Origin of the sequence: Thermophagus sp. OGC60D27 (assembly GCF_052400625.1) — a bacterium.
In the GTDB taxonomy this organism is placed as follows: Bacteria; Bacteroidota; Bacteroidia; order Bacteroidales; family Marinilabiliaceae; genus Thermophagus.
Map to the genome: position 1 here is coordinate 188,205 of NZ_JBQTGH010000005.1, position 19,370 is coordinate 207,574.

The window sequence follows — 19,370 nt, forward strand, 5'->3', positions numbered from 1 at the left end:
TCTGCTTTTCAAGAGGTAAACACGTCTCAACATTTAAGCGTCCCCAAAAAATGGGGCACTGAAAATAAGAAAAAAGTAGCAACCCCAATGCGCTCCTGACCAAAAATAATGCAGCTCACAACAATATGTTCACTTAAACAAAATAAGAACCATTCAGGTAATGCTGTAGTTTGCAACCAGTAAAATGCCTTTTCTGAAACTTTTTTTTCTTAATTGGTAGCAAATAAGATTTTTTTTATAACTTAGGATCTGTAAAATAAGTAACTATCTTTAAACAAACCAAAAAACTTTAAACCTATGAAAAACTTTATTTTGCTTTTAATGGTTGCAGGCCTGATGTCTTGTGGCGGGCAAGCCGGAAAAGAGAAACAGGCCAAAGAAAAAGCGGATGCCATAGAGGCTGCCAGCGAAATGGCCGATGAAGCCACGGAAGCGGTTGACGATGCTGCCGATGCCGTGAAAGAAACCGCTCAGGACGCCATGGACAGCGCCGAAGAGGCTGCTGAAGAGGTAAAAGAAAATGCTGAAGAATTAGCTGAAGAGGCCGAAGAGACTGTTGAAGAGGCCAAAGAGGCAGTGAATGACGCCGCCAAAAAAGTTAAAGATCCTACGGAATAGAGTATTGTTGCTCAGTGAACAGGAAAAAGGGGCCCCATCAAATTGTTGGGCCCCCTTTTTTTATTGCCCATTCACATCCAACCCCTTAGCCCCAACATTTCTTTTCTGCCACCTCCTCATCTCCTCCGAATCTCCAACGCTGTCATTTGTTTGGATAAAAGGTTTGGCCTATTTTTGAAGTTGTTTTAGGTGACAACAGAACTTTGAACTGCTGTTACAAATTGCCCAATAAACTTTATGCAATCGATGGATTTTAACGACTAAATCCATGCGTATAAAATTCATCTAAGTTATTGGCTGAATGGAACCAGCATGAAACAAGGTTTTATACATCATCTTTCGGGACAATCTGATCATGTCATGGTCGTTTCATTCAATCATTATTCAGAAATCACCTTTAATCTAAGATCTATTAATGTCTGATCTGGCCACTAGAAATATTATGTACCTGTCCGGGGTCGGACCCAAGAAGGCGGAAATCCTTAAAAAAGAGCTTAAAATTGTCTCCTTCGAGGATCTGCTCTACCATTTCCCTTATAAATATGTGGACCGGAGCAGGATATATGCCATCAACGAAATCAACGGGGAGATGCCCTACATACAAGTAAGAGGCAAAATAACTTCCCTGAAAATGATTGGTCAGGGACGAGGACAAAGAATGGTCGCCACCTTTTCGGATGGCACCGGAACTCTGGAACTGGTATGGTTTAAGGGCATCAAATATTTTAAAGATCAAATTAAGCCGGATCAGACCTATATTCTCTTTGGCAAACCATCGCTCTTCAACCGCACCATAAACATCGTACATCCGGAACTGGAAAAAGATCAGCCCGGGAAAAGTCAATTTTTCCAAGGCCTTCAACCCTTCTATAATACCACGGAGAAGATGAAAAACCATTATCTCACTTCCCGTGCCATTTTTAAACTGATACAGAATCTTTTTCAAACCTTTCAGGCATCCATCCCCGAAACGCTTCCGGCTTCAATCATCAACAAGATGAAGCTCATGAAGATCAACGATGCCATCCGATATATTCACTTGCCCCCGGATGCACAAACGCTGCAGAAAGCCTCCTTCCGGCTTAAGTTTGAAGAACTCTTCTACATCCAGCTCAACATTCTGAGGTTAAGAAATCAACGAACCTTCAGCACAAAGGGGAATATCTTCAAAAAAGTAGGCCATATCTTCAATCATTTTTATGAGCATAACCTTCCCTTTGAGCTCACCAACGCACAAAAAAGAGTCATTAAAGAGATGAGAAAAGATATGGGAAGCGGCCGACAAATGAATCGTCTCCTTCAGGGCGATGTGGGTAGCGGAAAAACACTGGTAGCACTGATGGTCATGCTCATTGCCATCGACAATAACTTTCAGGCTTGCCTGATGGCCCCCACAGAGATATTGGCGACCCAGCACTTTGAAACCATCCGGGATTTTCTGAAAGGAATGGACGTTTCCATTGAGTTGCTCACCGGCTCTACGCGTCAATCCGACCGTAAGCGAATCCATACCTCGCTGATGGATGGGTCTCTGAACATCCTGATCGGGACTCATGCGTTGATTGAAGATACGGTTCAATTCAAAAATCTGGGACTGGTCGTTATCGATGAGCAACACCGCTTTGGTGTGGCACAACGCGCCAAACTGTGGAAAAAAAACACCACACCGCCCCATGTGCTGGTCATGACGGCCACCCCCATTCCCCGAACGCTGGCCATGACCATCTACGGAGATCTGGACGTATCGGTCATCGATGAATTACCACCCGGCCGTAAACCCGTTAACACCACGCACGGCTATCATAAAAACCGGCTGTCGGTCAACAAGTTTATAAAGAAACAGATAGATGAAGGACGGCAGGTTTACATCGTCTATCCGCTCATCGAAGAGTCGGAAAAGCTGGATTTCAAAAACCTCACCGATGGTTATGAATATATCCGGCAGGTCTTCCCAAACCAAAACATCACCATGCTGCACGGCAAGATGAAACCCGCCGAAAAAGATGCCGCCATGCAGGAATTTGCCTCCGGGAAATCACAAATTCTGGTGGCCACAACCGTCATCGAGGTGGGGGTCAACGTTCCCAATGCCACCGTCATGGTGATTGAAAGTGCCGAACGCTTCGGACTCTCGCAACTTCACCAGCTCCGTGGCAGAGTGGGACGAGGTGCCGAACAAAGCTATTGCATCCTCATGACCGGATACAAACTTTCAAAAGAAACCAGAAAACGAATGGAAATTATGACCCGCACCAACGACGGATTCGAAATTGCGGAAGCCGACATGAAGTTGCGCGGGCCGGGAGATCTGGAAGGAACCCAACAATCGGGACTGCCCTTTGACCTGAAGATTTCCAATTTGGCAAAAGATTCGCATATACTGCAACTGGCACGAAACACGGCCATGGATATCCTCGCCGATGACCCGCTGCTCCAGAAGCCCGAAAACGCCATTCTGCAACGACAGCTAAAAAAACTGGCCCAACAAAAAATTAACTGGGCGATGATTAGTTAGCGGTCAAGGGTCCGTAGCCGAAAGGCTGAATCTGCAGAAAGAAGAAGAAGCAAAAACCATGATTTCAAAAAAAATCCCCGGAAGCAGCTGATCCGGGGAATGAAAAATTATCTTCAGACATTGCATTATCAATACCCTGCAAGGTTAAACATGATTAATGACTCGTTTCACTTGATACGCTATCGGTTTCATCATCCGAAGAGGCTTCTCCATCCTCCTCATCCTCGCCCTGCCGGGCAATGACCAACCGGTTGTAACGTTCGTTCAACTCGTTAATCGACCGTATTGCCTCATCAAATAAAGGCTCCTCACTGATGGTGGCCTGCACCTCCAGATGATTGGTCAACAAACGATATAAGTCGGTCATCTCTTTCCGCAGATCTTTCAGCTTGATCTCCGGGCTATTGGCATCCTCTTTCAGCCGTTCCAGATAGTATTGGCGGAATGCCTGATTGGCACTCTCCAGCTCGTCAATCCAGTCGGTGATCCCCAGCGTTTCAATGGCCGCCACACATTCGGGCGAACCCTTCCATTTGCTGATTAAACTGTCAATGGTGCTGGTCTCCGACTGATAATTGAGCCGTGAGATGCCCCGTCCATAAGTATTGGCCTCGTTGAGAAGCAATAGGGCAGCATCTCTTTTTTCAGCATTCGCATGATTCACAAACGCATCCAATAGTGAAAGCAGGCCGTTAATGGCCGCATCTCTACGCTCGTCGGCTTCCTCCAGAAGGGGTGTCAGGTCGCTCCCCCTTTCGGGTTTAAAGATGGAAGTCATGAGCTGGAACTTCGACAATATCTTATCATAAAGCTCTCTGACCTTCAAAAGGTCAGGATCTTTTGTCCTCAATATCTCCAGCAAAAAATCGAAATACTGGAGAAATTCACTGTTATGAAAACGATGAATCAAAACTTTAGTAAACATAACCAATGAATTTTTCTGCAGAGATTGATAACGCTGTGCAAAAATTAATAATTTCCATTTTTATTTTCAAGATTTTTTTAACCTTAACCACATCTTTCCCAATCTATTTACTAATTACCAAAAAATAAACTAACAGCAATCTTTAAGAATCTTTTCTGAGGTGCTGCAATGTGCAGCACGTTTTCAGAGAATTTTCTGAGCCGCAGCAACGTGCAGGAGCAAATCTCAAACGTTAGCTGACCCGCTGCAGCGTGCAGGAACAAATCTTAAACGTTAGCTGACCCGCTGCAGTGTGCAGGAGCAAATCTTATACGTTAGCTGACGTGCTGCAGCCTGCAGGAACAAATCTTAAACGTTAGCTGACCCGCTGCAGTGTGCAGGAGCAAATCTTAAACATTAGCTGACCCGCTGCAGTGTGCAGGAGCAAATCTTAAACGTTAGCTGGCGTGCTGCAGCCTGCAGGAACAAATCTTAAACGTTAGCTGACGTGCTGCAGTGTGCAGGACGTTTTCAGAGTTTTTTCTGAGGCGCTGCAGCGTGCAGGAACAAATCTCAAACGTTAGACGACGTGCTGCAACGTGCAGTAACAAAAAAAATTGTTCTTCCTGAAGCATTATTATTATCGGCAAAACAATTCTGAAAGTGGCTCATTACCAGTTATGTGATTTTTTTGTTATTTTAGGTAGCAAAAAATACCATGAATCAAAAAAATAAAAAGCGAAACAATTTTGTAATTAGGAAAAAGGCCTTTACTTCAACAAAATAATTACTTAATATTCAATTTAAACCCATGGAAAAGATAGATTGGAATAAACTATTAAGCCCTGAAAGACTAAGAGATTCAAAAAGACCATCAAAAAATCCCAGTATTGACCCAAGAAATGAATTTGAAAGTGATTTTGGACGAATTATATTTAGTCCTGCGATACGCCGAATGCATGATAAGACACAAGTATTTCCATTAACTACAGATGATAACATTCATTCACGATTAACTCATTCTCTTGAAGTAATGTCTGTAGGTTATTCTTTAGGAATTAAACTTTTGGAAAATGACACATTTTTAAAAAAGACAGGTTTAGAAAAAGAAAAATCAATAAGAGAAATACCTATAATTCTGAAAAATATCTGCTTAATTCATGACATTGGTAATCCTCCTTTTGGCCATTTCGGCGAGGAAGCAATAAGAAACTTTTTTAAAAACTATTTTAAAAATATAAAAACTCCTCTTTCAGCCTTGGAAAGGGAGGATTTTATTTGCTTTGATGGGAATGCGCAAGGATTTAGGGTTTTAACAAAATTACAAGTTCTAGATGATCAATACGGATTAAATCTAACTTATGCTACTCTTGCTTCCTATTTAAAGTATCCAAACCCCAATAAAATAAATAAAGGCAGGCTTTGTTTAAAAAAGAGAGGTGTTTTTCAATCCGAACGCGATTATCTTAAAAAAATTTTTGAAGAATGTAAATTAAAAAGTAGAGACCAATACAAACGTCATCCCTTATCATATTTAATGGAAGCTGCAGATTCGATTTGTTATTTAGTAATGGACATTGAAGATGGGTTCAATAAAAATTGGTATAGTATAAATGAATTTAGAGATTTTATTTTACAGTATGAATCAGAAAAAGATTTCAAAAAAATCCCAAAAGAATTAATAGAGAAGATTTTCTCATTCAAAGAAGAAGAGCCAGAAAATAAAAAAATGGTTACATCAAGGATTAATCTTATTTCATATTTTGTTGATTTAGCACATAAAAACTTCATTAAAAATTATGAAAATATTTGTTATGGAGAATATAATAAAGAATTAATATTCGATGACGAAAATAAAGTAGCACAAGCATTGCAAAATTTTTGTAATGAGAATATATTTCCCAAAAAAGATATAATATCATTAGAATTAACAGGAAACTCTGTGATTGAAGGCTTATTAAATTATTATATGCACTTTATTTTTCATGAAAATTCCAAATATAGAAAAAAAGCTATTGGACTGATTTCAAGAAGCATAAAAAATGCTGCTTTTTATGAAAACAATATTGATACAAATTGTAACTTTGAGGAATTAAATTTTTACTATAAAATAAGAGTAATTGTCGATTTTATTTCAGGAATGACAGACCAATATGCACTTAACCATTATCAAAAACTAAGTGGCCAAAAAATTATCTGACATAACGCAACAAATAAATTCTTCAAGTCAACAATTTATTGAGTATCTACGCAACAACCTCAATAATGATGTTCTTAATATTCTTAAAAGACTTGAGAAGGAAACTTCTGTCTTAATATTTAGTGGCATAATAAGAAATTTCTTCTTGGGAGTAAATGAAATTAGAGACATTGATATTGTATTATCAAAACGAATAGATATAAATCCTTTTTTTTCTAATGCTATTATAGAGAAAAACAGTTTTGGAGGGTATAAGATTAAAATAAACAACTCTGTTATTGATCTTTGGTATTTAGCCGATACTTGGGCATTTAAATTTCAGAAAAACCTTGGTTTCGAACTTGAGAAATATATTGCAGCCACATCATTCTTTAATTTCTCCTCAATATGCTTTTCCCTTAATGAAGAAAAATTTTATTATACGGAACATTTCGTTAGATTTCTTCGGGACAAGCAAATAGACGTTGTTTTCAAACCTAATTTTAATTACTCTTTATGCATCGTAAATACCCTGTATTATTCAAAAAAATATTCTTTTCACATTTCAAAGAACCTTAGTAAATACCTTAAGATAAAACATAAAAGCAATTCAACCAGTTACATTGAAACCCAAAAAAAACATTTTGGAAGAATTATTTTTTCTCCTGATGAAATTGAAAATTTCATAAAAGTTTTATAAAAGAAGGCTATTAAATTAAAAATGATTTGCGTTCTTCATTTCAAGAATTGATATTATTTAATTTTTAATAATTCTGTAGCTTACTAATCAATTAAAACCTAAATCAAAAATGTCAATAGGTTCTGTTTTTCCCGTCGTTAGTGGTAATTTTTTAAGAGATTAACAACCAATGGAATACCATGCTAAAAACTTAACTATAGGAAAGTGAATCAATTGGTCCGGGATGTCCTGTAGACACATTTATGAATTAATAAAAGTAACAAGAGAGACCCCCAAGGGGCAAAAAAGCCCAATTCAAAAATTTATTGAATATCAAAAAACTATTAAAAAGAAATACAAAAATGTCGTAGTGATAACGAATAATCCTTGTTTGGAATTTTGGTTCCTGTTACATTTTCAAAGAACATCAAGAGTGTTTGGCACATGTACCCGAGTGGAGAATCAGCTGAAATCACATCTTAAGGGCTATGAAAAAACCCAAAAATACTACACCAAGCAAGACAATGATATTTACACTAAACTGAAACCCTATCTTAAAAAAGCTATCGACAATGCCTGCTCTTTAGGACACTTTGATTCAGATGAGCCATATAAGGCCCTAAGTGAAATGTATTTATTTTTTGGTTCTGAAGAGATGAAAAAACACTTTTAATAAATCCCTTAACACTCAAATCATTGATGCCGAAATGATATATCCTCTCACCATTAATTATCCCCCTTTTCTGTCATCGCCTTTATCAATCCCACAAAACGGAGATTTAAAACCGAAGAGGGTGTAGCCATATCGAAAATGATTTGATCCCGTTCCTATACCAACCTTCCACCATATATTCCCAACTCCTAACCACCAATTAATTTTTCAGTTCCATTTACTTTCTATGGCAAATAAATTCCCCCAAATCACCTGCAATTTCCTTATATTGTACAATCATCAACCTGAAGGGACAACACCTTGAAAATAGATTACTTAAATAATGCCCTTTTCCCGGTGATCCTGCCGAAATCTGCACCATCATTAAGGATCGGGGATGAGCTACTTGAAGCGCCTCAAATCATCGAGCAACAGTCCGGGGCCCGACCTTTAAAATCGGCCGGACTTCAACATACAACCCTTAAAACGCCCATGTCATGCATATGCTAAATCTTATAGAAAAGGACGAATGGCTTCGTCCTTACGCTTCGGCCCTGGAAGCCACCCATTCACAATACCTCGACTGGCTGGAAGAGATCCGCACCGGACATGACGGCATCATCCATTTTGCGGGTCGACATCAGTTTTTTGGTTTGCATACCTACAGCGAGGGATGGGTATTCCGCGAATGGGCCCCCAACGCCGAAAAAGTATATCTGGTGGGCGATTTTTCGGATTGGAAACCCAATGAGTCGTTTCGGCTGCAGAGGAAAGACCATGGGATATGGGAAATATTTCTTTCGGCGTCCATCATAAAACACAAAGATTGTTATAAGCTATACATAGAATGGGCACATGGCTCCGGATTTCGTATACCGGCCTATGCCCGGCGTGTTGTTCAGGATCCCGAGACATTACTTTTCAGTGCCCAGGTATGGCATCCCGAAAAGCCGTTTCAATGGAGCGACCAAAATTTTCATTCTTCCATCCGACACCCGTTCATATATGAAGCGCATGTGGGCATGGCTCAAGAAGAAGGTGGCGTGGGAACTTATCAGTCGTTTACCGAAGAAATATTACCCCGCATTCAACGGGCCGGATATAATGTGATTCAGCTCATGGCCATACAGGAACATCCCTATTATGGCAGTTTTGGATATCATGTTTCCAATTTTTTTGCGCCGAGCAGCCGGTTTGGCACGCCAGAAGACCTGAAGAACCTGATCAATCAAGCGCATGAGATGGGGTTGTGTGTCATCATGGACATCGTCCATTCGCATGCGGTAAAAAATGAAGAGGAAGGGTTGAGTCGCTTCGACGGAACTCTGGATCAATATTTTTATCCGGGCGAGCGAGGGTTTCATCCGGCGTGGGACTCCCGATGCTTTGATTACGGGAAGAAGGAGGTGGTAGCCTTTCTCTTATCCAATTGTCGTTACTGGCTGGAAGAGTTCCACTTCGACGGGTTCCGGTTTGACGGCGTCACCAGCATGTTATATACCCATCACGGATTGGGCAAAGCCATCTCGGGCTACCACGATTATTTTGACAACAGCCGCGACGACCATGCACTGGTTTATCTGAAGCTTGCCAACCACCTCATCCACAAAATCAACCCCAAAGCCATCACCATCGCCGAGGAAGTGAGTGGCTACCCGGGGACCGGCTCACCACCGGAAGAAGGAGGGCTGGGCTTTGACTACCGTTTGTCGATGGGCGTTCCCGATTTCTGGATTAAACTGATCAAGGAAATACCCGATGAGGAGTGGAGCATGGGAACCATCTTTCATGAGCTGACGATTCACCGGCCCGAAGAGCAAACCATCTCCTACGCCGAATCACACGATCAGGCCCTGGTAGGCGACAAAACCATCATATTCCGGTTGGCAGATAAAGAGATGTATGATTCCATGAGCAAAGACCAGCCCAACCTCATCATCGACAGAGCGGTGGCTTTGCACAAGATTATTCGCCTGGTAACGCTTACGACAGCCAATGGAGGCTACCTCAACTTTATGGGAAATGAATTTGGCCATCCCGAATGGATCGACTTTCCCCGCGAAGGAAACAACTGGTCGTATCAATATGCCCGACGTCAATGGAGCTTGGCCGATGACGACAACCTAAAGTATCAATGGCTTGGGAACTTCGATCGTGCCATGATCACCACCGTCAAAGAACACGACCTCTTATCATACAATCCGGTATACCTGAATCTAGCCAACGAAGGCGACAACATTCTTGCCTTCAACCGAGGTCCATTTCTCATGGTCTTCAATTTTCATCCCACCCGTTCGTTCCCCGATTACGGGATTCCTGTGGCACCGGGAAAATACCGCATCCTATTCCAAAGCGATGATCCGCAATTTGGGGGATTCGACCGAATCGATCAGGCCAGGCTCTATTTTGCCCAGCCTGTCAATCGTCACCCAAACAGTGGTTTTCAGCTTAAACTATACCTGCCCAACCGCACGGGCCTGATTCTGGAGAAAATCCCCACGCCCAAAATTCACTAAAGTCCCATTAGAACCATCTTACCAATCCAAAATCCTGTTGAATGGGGAGATGATCATTCTTGGGAAACATCCGAATCCCAAATTTATAGGAGCCCGGAAGGTTCAACCGGTATTTCATCTCATAAGAAACCACGGGGCCCTCTTTCCCGGTCATGACAAAAGGCTCTTTGTGCAATACGGTGGGGAAATCCCCTTCGATAGAGTCCACTATGAGCATTTCCATACCCACATCCAAATCTTCCAGCTCATGAAGGTTGAGCTTGACATCAATAACATAATCATCCCCAATTCCCAACTCTTGTTTGGCAATATCCGGCATATTCACTTCCAGAATCTCGATATTATTCCAAGCCGACAAAACCCTGCGTTTCCAGGAAGACAATTCATGGATCAGCGCACAATCATTGGCACCCAAAGTTTCCAACCGGGTATACATGGGCTTATAGAATTTTGACAGGTAATCATCAATCATTCTTTTGGTGGTAAATTGGGGCGCAATATGTGCCACTGAATTTTTGATATAACGAATCCAGCCAACAGGCAAATTTTCATCATTCACATCATAGAAAAGCGGCACAATTTCGTTCTCAAGGATGCTGTATAGCGTTGCGGCATCCAGCTCATCCTGAAAGGTCTGATTGTCGAAAGACTTTTTATCGGTAAGGCTCCAGCCGGCCTCTTCTTCATACCCTTCGTACCACCATCCATCCAACACACTGAAATTGAGGACGCCGTTGAGCACGGCTTTTTGACCGCTGGTGCCGGAGGCTTCGAGCGGACGGGTAGGCGTATTGAGCCAAACATCCACCCCACTGACCAGACGTTTTGCCAGCTCCATATCATAGTTCTCCAGGAAAATAATCTTACCGATAAATTCGGGTTTCTTGGAGATATCGATAATCTGCTTGATGAGTGCCTGCCCTTCCTGATCGGCCGGGTGGGCCTTTCCGGCAAAGAGAAACTGAACCGGTCGCTCCGAGTCATTAACAATTTCGGCCAACCGCTCAAGATCGCGAAACAGCAGATGAGCCCGCTTGTAGGTGGCAAAACGTCGGGCAAAACCAATGGTCAGAGCATCCTCGTCAAGGATATCCAGTACCTCAACAATCCGAGAAGGCGAATCGTGTCGTTTCGACATGCTTCCTTGGAGTCTGTAGCGGACAAAATCCATCAACTTTTTTCGTAGAATATGCCTTAATTCCCACACTTTTTTATCCGGAACATCATAGATCTTTTTCCAGTGTTCCGGGTTGGATACGTCGGAAAGAAAATCGGGGCCGAAAATTTCTTTATAAAACACCTGCCATTCGGCAGCCGTCCAGGTGCCATAATGGACTCCGTTGGTTACGTAACCAATATGAAGCTCATCGGGGAAATAGCCCTCCCACAAATTACAGAACATTTTTCTGGTGACCAATCCGTGCAGCTCACTCACTCCGTTCATTTCACCGGAAGTTTTGGCAGCCAGAACACTCATGGAAAATTCCACATCATCACCGGGATGATCACGCCCCAGGTCCATAAACTCGTCCCACGTAAGCTTCAATTTATCCGGAACATGTCGCAGGTATACCCTAAACATATCCTCATCGAAGGCGTCATGACCTGCCGGCACCGGCGTATGGGTCGTGAAAAGGGAGGAAGCCCTGACCACTTCCAGCGCTTCGGAATAGTTGTATTTCTTGGTCACCAGCTCTGCCAGCCGCTCCACATTGATCAGAGCCGCATGTCCTTCGTTGATATGATAAAGATCGGAAGATACGCCCAACGTCTTCAGAAGCCTGATACCACCCAGCCCCAGCAATATTTCCTGTTTAAGCCGGTTTTCACGATCGCCACCATACAGTTGATGAGTGACCTGACGGTCGGCAGGACTATTGCGTTCCACATCCGCATCCAAAAGATAAAGCGTCACACGCCCCACCAAGGCTTTCCATACCTTAGCTGCCAAATGTCGCCCCGGAAACTCAACGGATATAAAGAGTGGATGTCCATTCTCGTCGCGCACCTCTTCCAACGGAAGCAGTGAAAAATCCTGGGCTTCATATATGGCGGTTTGTTCTCCGCTAATGGAAAGGGTTTGTGTAAAATAACCGTAACGGTATAGCAGTCCGACAGCGGTCATCCTGATCCCCCTGTCACTGGCTTCTTTCAAATAATCGCCGGCCAGAATGCCCAATCCTCCCGAATAGGTTTTCAGCACATTGGTTAACCCATATTCCATACTGAAGTAAGCAATACGGACCTCTTCAGAAAAATCACGGTCCATATACGCACGAAACTCCTGATACAAAGCATCCAGACGAGCCACAAAATCGGCATCCTCTGCCAGCTGAGAAAGACGTTCATAAGAGACCTTGTCGAGCAGCATGACGGGATTTTTCCCGACTTTCTCCCATATTTCGGGACTAATAGTTTCGAAGAGATCCACCATCCTGGGATTCCACGCCCACCAAAGGTTTCGGGTCAACTCATGCAGCACTTTTATGCGTTCAGGCAGTTGCGACTTCACAATGAGTTTTTTCCATCCCGGTACGGAGGTGGTTTCGGGCTTCAGTTTAATACGGGCACCCCGTTTTACAGCAGTAAATTTATCGCGTCGGCCGGTAACGGCCTTGAGAGCAATATCATAAGCTGAGTAATAATTCTCTATCAGCATCTTCCACTCCAGTAATCCGGTAATTTTCTGAGCGTTTTGCCGAATGACCTCTGTTTGCTCCGCAGGTTTTAATGAAAAGGCATCAACCAACTTGGCAATTTCCTGCACTACCTCCGAATAGTTATGGTCGTTTCGCTCAATTACTTCTATACCGTCGTCCAGTCCCTTGGAGTGAAGCGACGCCCATAGTCCAAACCCTGAAAGATTGGTGGTAATAACCGGCACGCCAAAAGCCATGCTCTCGTGAGGCGTATATCCCCAAGGCTCATAATAGGATGGGAAAATGGAAAGATCCATCCCTGTCAGAAGGTCGTAATAAGGCATATTGAAAATACCGTCATTACCATCCAGCAAACAAGGCACGAAAATCAGCCGGATACGCCGGGATGCTTCATTACTAAGATGGATATCCTGAATTCTTTTAATAATGGGATCGTATGAGATATCGTTCAAGCCATGCGTCAGATAAGGATTGGGAAGGGGTTCTCCTCTTTTTCCGGATTTAATTCTTTCTTCCAGATCGATTCTGGCACCATAAATATTGGCAGGAATGAATACGAAGGCGATAATCTCTCTTTTGTTTTCATAATTTTCGTTCAGGTGTTTTAAGATATCCAGAAAGAGATCTGCCCCTTTATTGTGAAATTCGTAAAGCCCACTATTAATCACAAACAACGCATCCTTGCTGATTTCTGTTCCCAATAGTGCCGCGGCCACTTGCGAAAGCTTTTCCCTGGCTTTTTGACGGGTGGACTGATATTCTTCCCCCACCGGCACAATTCGGTTATCAAAACCGTTGGGAGTAATTAAATCGGGATCCCGGGCCAGAAATCGGGAACACTCTTTGGCGGTGATTTCCGATACCGTAGTAAAACAATCCACATTACGGGCAGTGATTTTTTCCAACGAATGCTTGGATGCCACGTTCAACCCGGCAGCTTTGGCGTCGGCATCATGCTCCTCAAGAATTTGATTGATCGGCTCATTGTGCTGGGCCAACGATCGTCCCACCACGGTCCCGTGGGTGGTAAAAACGGTCCCTATCTGCAAAAGATGGTCCTTCAGATAGAGTGCCCCGCTACCGGTCATCCACTCATTAAAGTGGGCCACCACCTTTTCGCTTTCCGAAATGTAGCATTTGTAATAGCTTTCAATGACCATTCCGGCCACATAGCCGAAGAGAGCAGGCTCCACATAATCCCATTGTCCCGAAAGGCTGTCCACCTTGAAGCTCTCCCACAGTTTGGTCAGCACATCATTCTTTTGGATAATCAGAGGACTGAAATCAATTAATAGGGCAATCGGCTTCCCGGCGATATTCCATCGACCGGTTTTCACTCTTAACCCATCCCGCTGCAGCGTATCCTGCCATTCCACAAAAAGATTTTCGTCAGGCAAAAATTCTGGATTCTCACCGGCCCCCCGCCAAACGTCGGGACCTATAAATATTACATGATCTTTGAACTGTTCAACCAGGGTATTGGCTTTCGAGGCTAATACCGTGTGAATTCCTCCACTCTTGTTGCATACTTCCCAACTTGTTTCAAAAACAAAATCAGGTTTAAGGAAATTATCTGTCATTTTATCTAATTTTTTCGCTTGTATCTAATTCATTTAAAATATTGGCCTAATACCATTTGCTCAACCAAGAGTTATACATCGCCCTTTGTGGCAACCTTGAAGGTTTTAAGAAAGAGCCATCCATCGTTGATGTTTGGATCAATGAGTGGGTTTCTTTAATTTAGAAGCCGCCTTCTTGGTTTTTTGGTTTTTTGCTTCTTTGGGAATATTGCTTTTTTGTTTTTCGGTCCCCGGACCCTCAGCAGCAGGCGCTTTTCGTTTTTTTGCCATGTCTTTTTTGACCTTGCTGTTTCGTCTACGACTTCGAATCAAGTTCAACTCCTCTTCCAGTTTTTTGATTTTGGTGTCTTTTTCTTCCATAATAGTTGTCAATCCTGCCAGTTCTTTCTCCTCAGAGTTGGAAGGCACGGCTGCATTGAGCCTCAAAGAGAAATCACTCAACACATTCATATAGTTAATGAAAGCCTCATAGGGGGTTTCATAGGGATTAAAATAGGCATGGACGTCTCCATCGGAAAAGAACTTTGTACACATGTAATACAGATGGTCGCTGCATTGCAAATAGTTCCAGTCTTTTTGCAATTTGGGATCGGTGCAACGACTCATCTTGGGCAGAAGGTCGTACAACTTATCAAAAGCTTCCTGCTGCATCTCATTTCCGAGCCAGGCGGTCAAATCGCGCTCTTCGTCGGCCCATGAAATCGGAGTGGGAACTTTTACAGGCGCAACGACCTGCAATTGGGCAGTTACCTCAGATGGGGTCCCGAATTTAAGCGACCTCTGCTTGAGAATATCACCCGGAAGATGTTCCAAGAACTCAAAAATGCCGGATTCTTTAGGTTGATGCTCTCCAAAAGTTTCGTAATCCATAAAGAGATTAATCACTTCCTCTTTCTTATCCATTTGTCGGAGCCATCCGGCAAATTTTTGACTGGTTAGCGGCCATTGACTCCACTCCTTATTCCCAAAACGAAAAGCAATATCATCGCTCAGCTTATAGTTTTTAAGCAACACTTTCAACCTTGGATTCAAAACATTACAATATAAAAAGTTGGGGCTTTTCCACCCCAGAATATGTTTGGCGCCTTCGGTAAGTATCGCCTTAAAGCCCATGCGAGCGACCATTTCCCCGATCTGATCGGAGTAGATGAGCTCCGTATTTCTGAAAACAGAAGGGCGTTTACCAAACAATTCTTCCATCAGATCGGAATGAGATTTCACTTGCTGAATAAACGCTTCTTCATCTTTGAGTGCAACCAATGAATGCGCATAGGTCTCACCCAGAAATTCCACACTGCCGGTGGCCGCAAGCGTCTTAAAGCTTTCGAGCACTTCAGGCGCATAAAGCTTGAATTGTTCTATGGCCACCCCCGTGATGCTGAATGCCACTTTAAACTTCCCTTTATATTTTTCAATAAGCCGGATCAACAGCTCATTGGCAGGAAGGTAACAATTGGAAGCTATTTTATTGAGAATGGATTCATTGGTATAATCATCGAAATAATAATGATCATTTCCGATATCAAAAAACCGGTATCTCCGAAATCGGAAGGGCTGATGAACCTGGAAGTATAAACAAACTGTTTTCATTCGTATCGTATTTATTGTTAAGGTATTGTAAGGAACCGGACAAACGATTAACACATAAATGTTCTTGTGTAGGATATTCGGTTTTGGATTCTCATAATTTTATTGGTACTACCCTGATTTCTGATTTTTATTTGGCAACAAACTATCGTATACCTCTTTAACTTTGAGCGCAGACTTTTCCCATTTCAGTGAATCCACTTCTTGTTTTCCATGTTTCACAAACATCCTGGAAAGGGCAGGGTATTTCAGCACGCCATAAATGGCATCAGCCATAGCATCCACATCCCAAAAGTTTGTCTTAATGGCATAAGTAAGGATTTCGGCAACCCCCGACTGATGGGAAATCAACACCGGGACATTGCTTTGCATGGCTTCCAATGGTGATATGCCAAAGGGTTCAGAAACCGACGGCATCACATACAGATCGCTCATGGCCAGCATAGAAAAGACCTCTTCTCCTCTGAGGAATCCGGTAAAATGAAAACGGTCCATTATTTTCAGCTGGGCGGCACGCCGAATCATACGGTGCATCATATCTCCACTGCCGGCCATTACGAATCGCACATTGTCGATTCGTTGCAGCACACGATGCGCTGCTTCCACAAAATACTCAGGACCTTTTTGCATGGTTATTCTTCCCAGAAAAGTGACCAATTTTTCATTGATTCCTTTTTTAAAAAGAGGTTTATCCTTATGTTCATAGGGTTCCACAGCATTGTACACGGTAGTAATTTTTTCCTCCGGAATTCCATATTTCTCAATGACGGTCCGTCGAGTGAGGTTGCTCACCACGATGACCTTGTCGGCAGCGTCCATCCCTCTCTTTTCAATATTAAAAACAGCAGGATTGGCACTTCCTCCACTACGGTCAAAGTCGGTGGCATGGACATGAACCACCAGCGGTTTTCCGGTCGCTTCTTTCGCTGCAATACCTGCAGGATAGGTAAGCCAGTCGTGCGCATGAATAATATCAAAGGAATAATCCTGAGCAATAATATTGGCCACAAGCGCGTAATTATTAATCTCTTGAAGCAAATCCCCATCATACGTACCGGAAAAAGGCAATAGCCCCATCTCATCGGTCTGGATATAATGATTGGTTCTTTTCTCTTTCGTTTCAGACTTTTTAAGTTGGAAATATTCATCGGGCTGAGTGTAGGGCGTAAGCTTGGCGCCTACCTCGATATAGTCCAACGTTTGGTTAAAGTGGTTCATGAAAAGCTTTCTGTGCTTTACAGGTACATGATTAGCACCTATGAGGCTCATTCCCTTCACCTCCTCATCACCAAACGCTTTGGGGACCACAAACAACACCTGCAGATCGGGGATATAGGACAACCCCCTGGTAAGGCCAAAACAGGCCGTACCGAGACCTCCTGATATATGAGGCGGAAATTCCCACCCGAACATTAAAACCCTCATAAATTACTATATTTTTCAATTAACTTAATGATATGTAGCACTCCGGCAACATTCCATGCCATGGACACAGCGCCCTTCCCCATATGCGGCGGATTACCGTTAAAACATTCCGAGATGGTTCCAATACAATGGTTTTCCATTTCCTCTTCAAATCCTTCCAGCATCCTTTTCACAAAGGATAAGCCTCCCTGTTTATGGATATTGAGATAAGCTTCCGCAAAAAAGGCGGCCAGCCACGGGAAAACAGTCCCCTGATGCAGAGCTCTGTCACGTTGCGTCTGATCCCCTTCATAAATTCCCTTATATTTGGGATCCTGCGGCGACAAGGTTCTAAGTCCGCGAGGGGTCAGCAGCTCTTTTTTTACCACATCCACGATGGCTTTTCTCTGCTCCAGATCTAGAGGCGAGAAAGGAAGCGCGGCAGCAAAAATCTGATTGGGCCGAATGGAAGCATCTTTAACATCCTCATCGACGAAGTCGTACAACCCCTCACCCTCTTCATTCCAAAAGGTGGCGACAAAGGCCTTTTTAACTTTTTCTGCCAGCTCAAAATACTCAGCGGCCAGATCCTTCTGACCCACGTTATCAGTCAATGTGGCATAATACATCAGAGCATTGTACCACAAAGCATTCAATTCAACGGTAAACCCAGGTCGCCATGTCACCGGCTCTCCATCGGCCACAGCATCCATCCAGGTTAGGGGAACGCCCTCTTTTTTGGCGAATAACAACCCGGAATCATCAATCCACCTATTCTCTTCATTGAGCGTTCTGTAGTGATCAAGGATTTTCTGCATGGTAGCATGATACTTCTTCCAGATATCGGGCATATTCCAGTCAGAGTCACATTCACTAACCGTCCAAAAAAACCACAAAGGAACATCCACATCTGTCACAAAAGCATCAGTGCCGGCATCCAGATAGAGACGCTCAATTTCTCCGGCCATATAATCCAGAATGCTTAAATAAACCGATTTATCTTCCTGATAGGCGGAAAGCCCGGGCAAAGCCAGAAGCGTATCTCTGCGCCGTTCATCATACCAGGGGTATCCTGCAATCAAACGGGCATTCTTCCCTTTCATCATTAAAAACTGCTGCCCCGAATTGAGAAGGTTATTGAGCATGCTGTCACGAGGTATTCGTTTTTTCTTTTCACGGGTATATTTGGCTTTAAGTCCCCCTGTTTTGGCAGGTGACGTTCCGGCCGCGAAGACAATACTCTCACCGGCTTTCAGATCCGTTTCGAAATACCCGGGTACAAAGAGATCTTCCTGATAATCATAGCCCCTGTTTTGTTCTTTCAGGTATTCAATTCCCAAATACCAGTCCGGCATATGAACAAACTCCAAATCTTTACTCGATTGCAAATAGAGATAAGGAAATCGGTCATACATCCTCATGGCAATTCCTTTTTCTGCCTCCTGGTATCTGATATTAGCATCCATATTCCTGAAAGTCAATGCCTGAACATTCCTGAAGGCCAGGAATGGCCGAACCCTGATAACAGTCTCAGCATTGGCTTCTTCCAACGTAATTTTATACAGCAGTTGCTCTTCTTTCTCCACCAGCAACATTTCGGTAGAAAGAATAACTCCTCCAACTCGGTAATACCTTTTGGGAATATCATCCACTTCAAGACCGGTTAGATATTTGTGTCCTTTAGGATCATAGTGACTACCCTGATATTTATGAATCCCCAGATTAAAAATCTGATCATGTTGTACAATTGAAATATCAAGCGAAGAAAGTAATACGTAGTGATCCCCACCAAACTGTTTCAGGGGGCATACTAACAGGCCATGATATTTTCGGGTATTACAACCTATAATGGTTGTACTACAGTAGGACCCCGCGCGATTGGTTCGAAGAATCTCCCGGTATAATGAATACTCAAGATTGACAAGTCTGGACTTGTCGAGGTGATAATAAGTCATAGGAAATATTTAATGCTGATATAATCAGGAACAATGGGAGGTCATTTTAAAGATAAAAAGACACTCGCACGGAAAATCAAAAGGTAAGAAGAAAACTTCCAAAAATCAACCAGTTAGTAGC

General features: G+C 43.0%; 11 protein-coding genes. 6 read left to right on the forward strand and 5 right to left on the reverse strand.

All coding sequences use genetic code 11. The features are described 5' to 3' along the window. Positions 1–297: 297 nt before the first annotated feature. Positions 298–618 (forward strand): hypothetical protein, encoded by a 321-nt coding sequence (locus tag ACT29H_RS07940; RefSeq protein WP_444821085.1) that lies wholly within the window; start codon positions 298–300, stop codon positions 616–618. Between the two features lie 415 nt (positions 619–1,033). Beyond that, positions 1,034–3,133 carry an ATP-dependent DNA helicase RecG gene (gene recG / locus ACT29H_RS07945; protein ID WP_444821086.1) on the forward strand — a complete coding sequence of 700 codons (2,100 nt, stop codon included), beginning with the start codon at positions 1,034–1,036 and terminating at the stop codon, positions 3,131–3,133. 154 nt (positions 3,134–3,287) lie between these two features. On the opposite strand, the gene ACT29H_RS07950 is transcribed toward recG, so the two are convergent. Further along, positions 3,288–4,058 (reverse strand): DUF6261 family protein, encoded by a 771-nt coding sequence (locus tag ACT29H_RS07950; RefSeq protein WP_444821087.1) that lies wholly within the window; start codon positions 4,056–4,058, stop codon positions 3,288–3,290. A gap of 790 nt (positions 4,059–4,848) precedes the next feature. Here ACT29H_RS07950 and dgt point away from each other — a divergent pair. The 4 genes from dgt to ACT29H_RS07970 all read left to right on the forward strand — a co-directional run bounded on the left by dgt (position 4,849) and on the right by ACT29H_RS07970 (position 10,063). Then, a complete protein-coding gene (gene dgt, locus ACT29H_RS07955) occupies positions 4,849–6,237 on the forward strand; it encodes a dGTP triphosphohydrolase (RefSeq protein WP_444821088.1) in 1,389 nt (462 codons plus the stop codon). Then, on the forward strand, positions 6,218–6,916 hold the full coding sequence (locus ACT29H_RS07960; protein WP_444821089.1) for a hypothetical protein: 699 nt from the start codon (positions 6,218–6,220) through the stop codon (positions 6,914–6,916). The genes dgt and ACT29H_RS07960 overlap by 20 nt, the downstream gene beginning before the upstream one ends. A 223-nt stretch (positions 6,917–7,139) precedes the next feature. Continuing rightward, complete coding sequence (locus ACT29H_RS07965; RefSeq protein WP_444821090.1) at positions 7,140–7,568, forward strand: RloB domain-containing protein; 429 nt, start codon at positions 7,140–7,142, stop codon at positions 7,566–7,568. A gap of 476 nt (positions 7,569–8,044) precedes the next feature. Continuing rightward, complete coding sequence (locus ACT29H_RS07970; RefSeq protein WP_444821091.1) at positions 8,045–10,063, forward strand: alpha amylase C-terminal domain-containing protein; 2,019 nt, start codon at positions 8,045–8,047, stop codon at positions 10,061–10,063. Between the two features lie 7 nt (positions 10,064–10,070). Here ACT29H_RS07970 and glgP read toward each other — a convergent pair whose 3' ends face one another. The 4 genes from glgP to ACT29H_RS07990 all read right to left on the reverse strand — a co-directional run bounded on the left by glgP (position 10,071) and on the right by ACT29H_RS07990 (position 19,249). Next, positions 10,071–14,303: an alpha-glucan family phosphorylase gene (gene glgP, locus ACT29H_RS07975; RefSeq protein WP_444821092.1), complete on the reverse strand. Its 4,233-nt coding sequence runs from the start codon at positions 14,301–14,303 to the stop codon at positions 10,071–10,073. Positions 14,304–14,441: 138 nt separating this feature from the next. After that, complete coding sequence (locus tag ACT29H_RS07980; RefSeq protein WP_444821093.1) at positions 14,442–15,893, reverse strand: glycoside hydrolase family 57 protein; 1,452 nt, start codon at positions 15,891–15,893, stop codon at positions 14,442–14,444. Between the two features lie 108 nt (positions 15,894–16,001). After that, entirely contained in the window at positions 16,002–17,315 is a 1,314-nt protein-coding gene (locus ACT29H_RS07985) for a glycosyltransferase (RefSeq protein WP_444821094.1), read from the reverse strand. Next, positions 17,312–19,249: an amylo-alpha-1,6-glucosidase gene (locus ACT29H_RS07990; protein WP_444821095.1), complete on the reverse strand. Its 1,938-nt coding sequence runs from the start codon at positions 19,247–19,249 to the stop codon at positions 17,312–17,314. Before ACT29H_RS07990 ends, ACT29H_RS07985 begins: the two co-directional genes overlap by 4 nt. Positions 19,250–19,370 lie beyond the last annotated feature (121 nt).

What these genes read in the sequence shown, in the direction of transcription:
- ACT29H_RS07980 (WP_444821093.1), bottom strand. Translation starts at nt 15,893, where the DNA reads ATGAAAACAGTTTGTTTATACTTCCAGGTTCATCAGCCCTTCCGATTT.
- dgt (WP_444821088.1), top strand. Translation starts at nt 4,849, where the DNA reads ATGGAAAAGATAGATTGGAATAAACTATTAAGCCCTGAAAGACTAAGA.
- ACT29H_RS07965 (WP_444821090.1), top strand. Translation starts at nt 7,140, where the DNA reads ATGTCCTGTAGACACATTTATGAATTAATAAAAGTAACAAGAGAGACC.
- ACT29H_RS07950 (WP_444821087.1), bottom strand. Translation starts at nt 4,058, where the DNA reads ATGTTTACTAAAGTTTTGATTCATCGTTTTCATAACAGTGAATTTCTC.
- ACT29H_RS07940 (WP_444821085.1), top strand. Translation starts at nt 298, where the DNA reads ATGAAAAACTTTATTTTGCTTTTAATGGTTGCAGGCCTGATGTCTTGT.
- recG (WP_444821086.1), top strand. Translation starts at nt 1,034, where the DNA reads ATGTCTGATCTGGCCACTAGAAATATTATGTACCTGTCCGGGGTCGGA.
- ACT29H_RS07985 (WP_444821094.1), bottom strand. Translation starts at nt 17,315, where the DNA reads ATGAGGGTTTTAATGTTCGGGTGGGAATTTCCGCCTCATATATCAGGA.
- glgP (WP_444821092.1), bottom strand. Translation starts at nt 14,303, where the DNA reads ATGACAGATAATTTCCTTAAACCTGATTTTGTTTTTGAAACAAGTTGG.
- ACT29H_RS07990 (WP_444821095.1), bottom strand. Translation starts at nt 19,249, where the DNA reads ATGACTTATTATCACCTCGACAAGTCCAGACTTGTCAATCTTGAGTAT.
- ACT29H_RS07970 (WP_444821091.1), top strand. Translation starts at nt 8,045, where the DNA reads ATGCATATGCTAAATCTTATAGAAAAGGACGAATGGCTTCGTCCTTAC.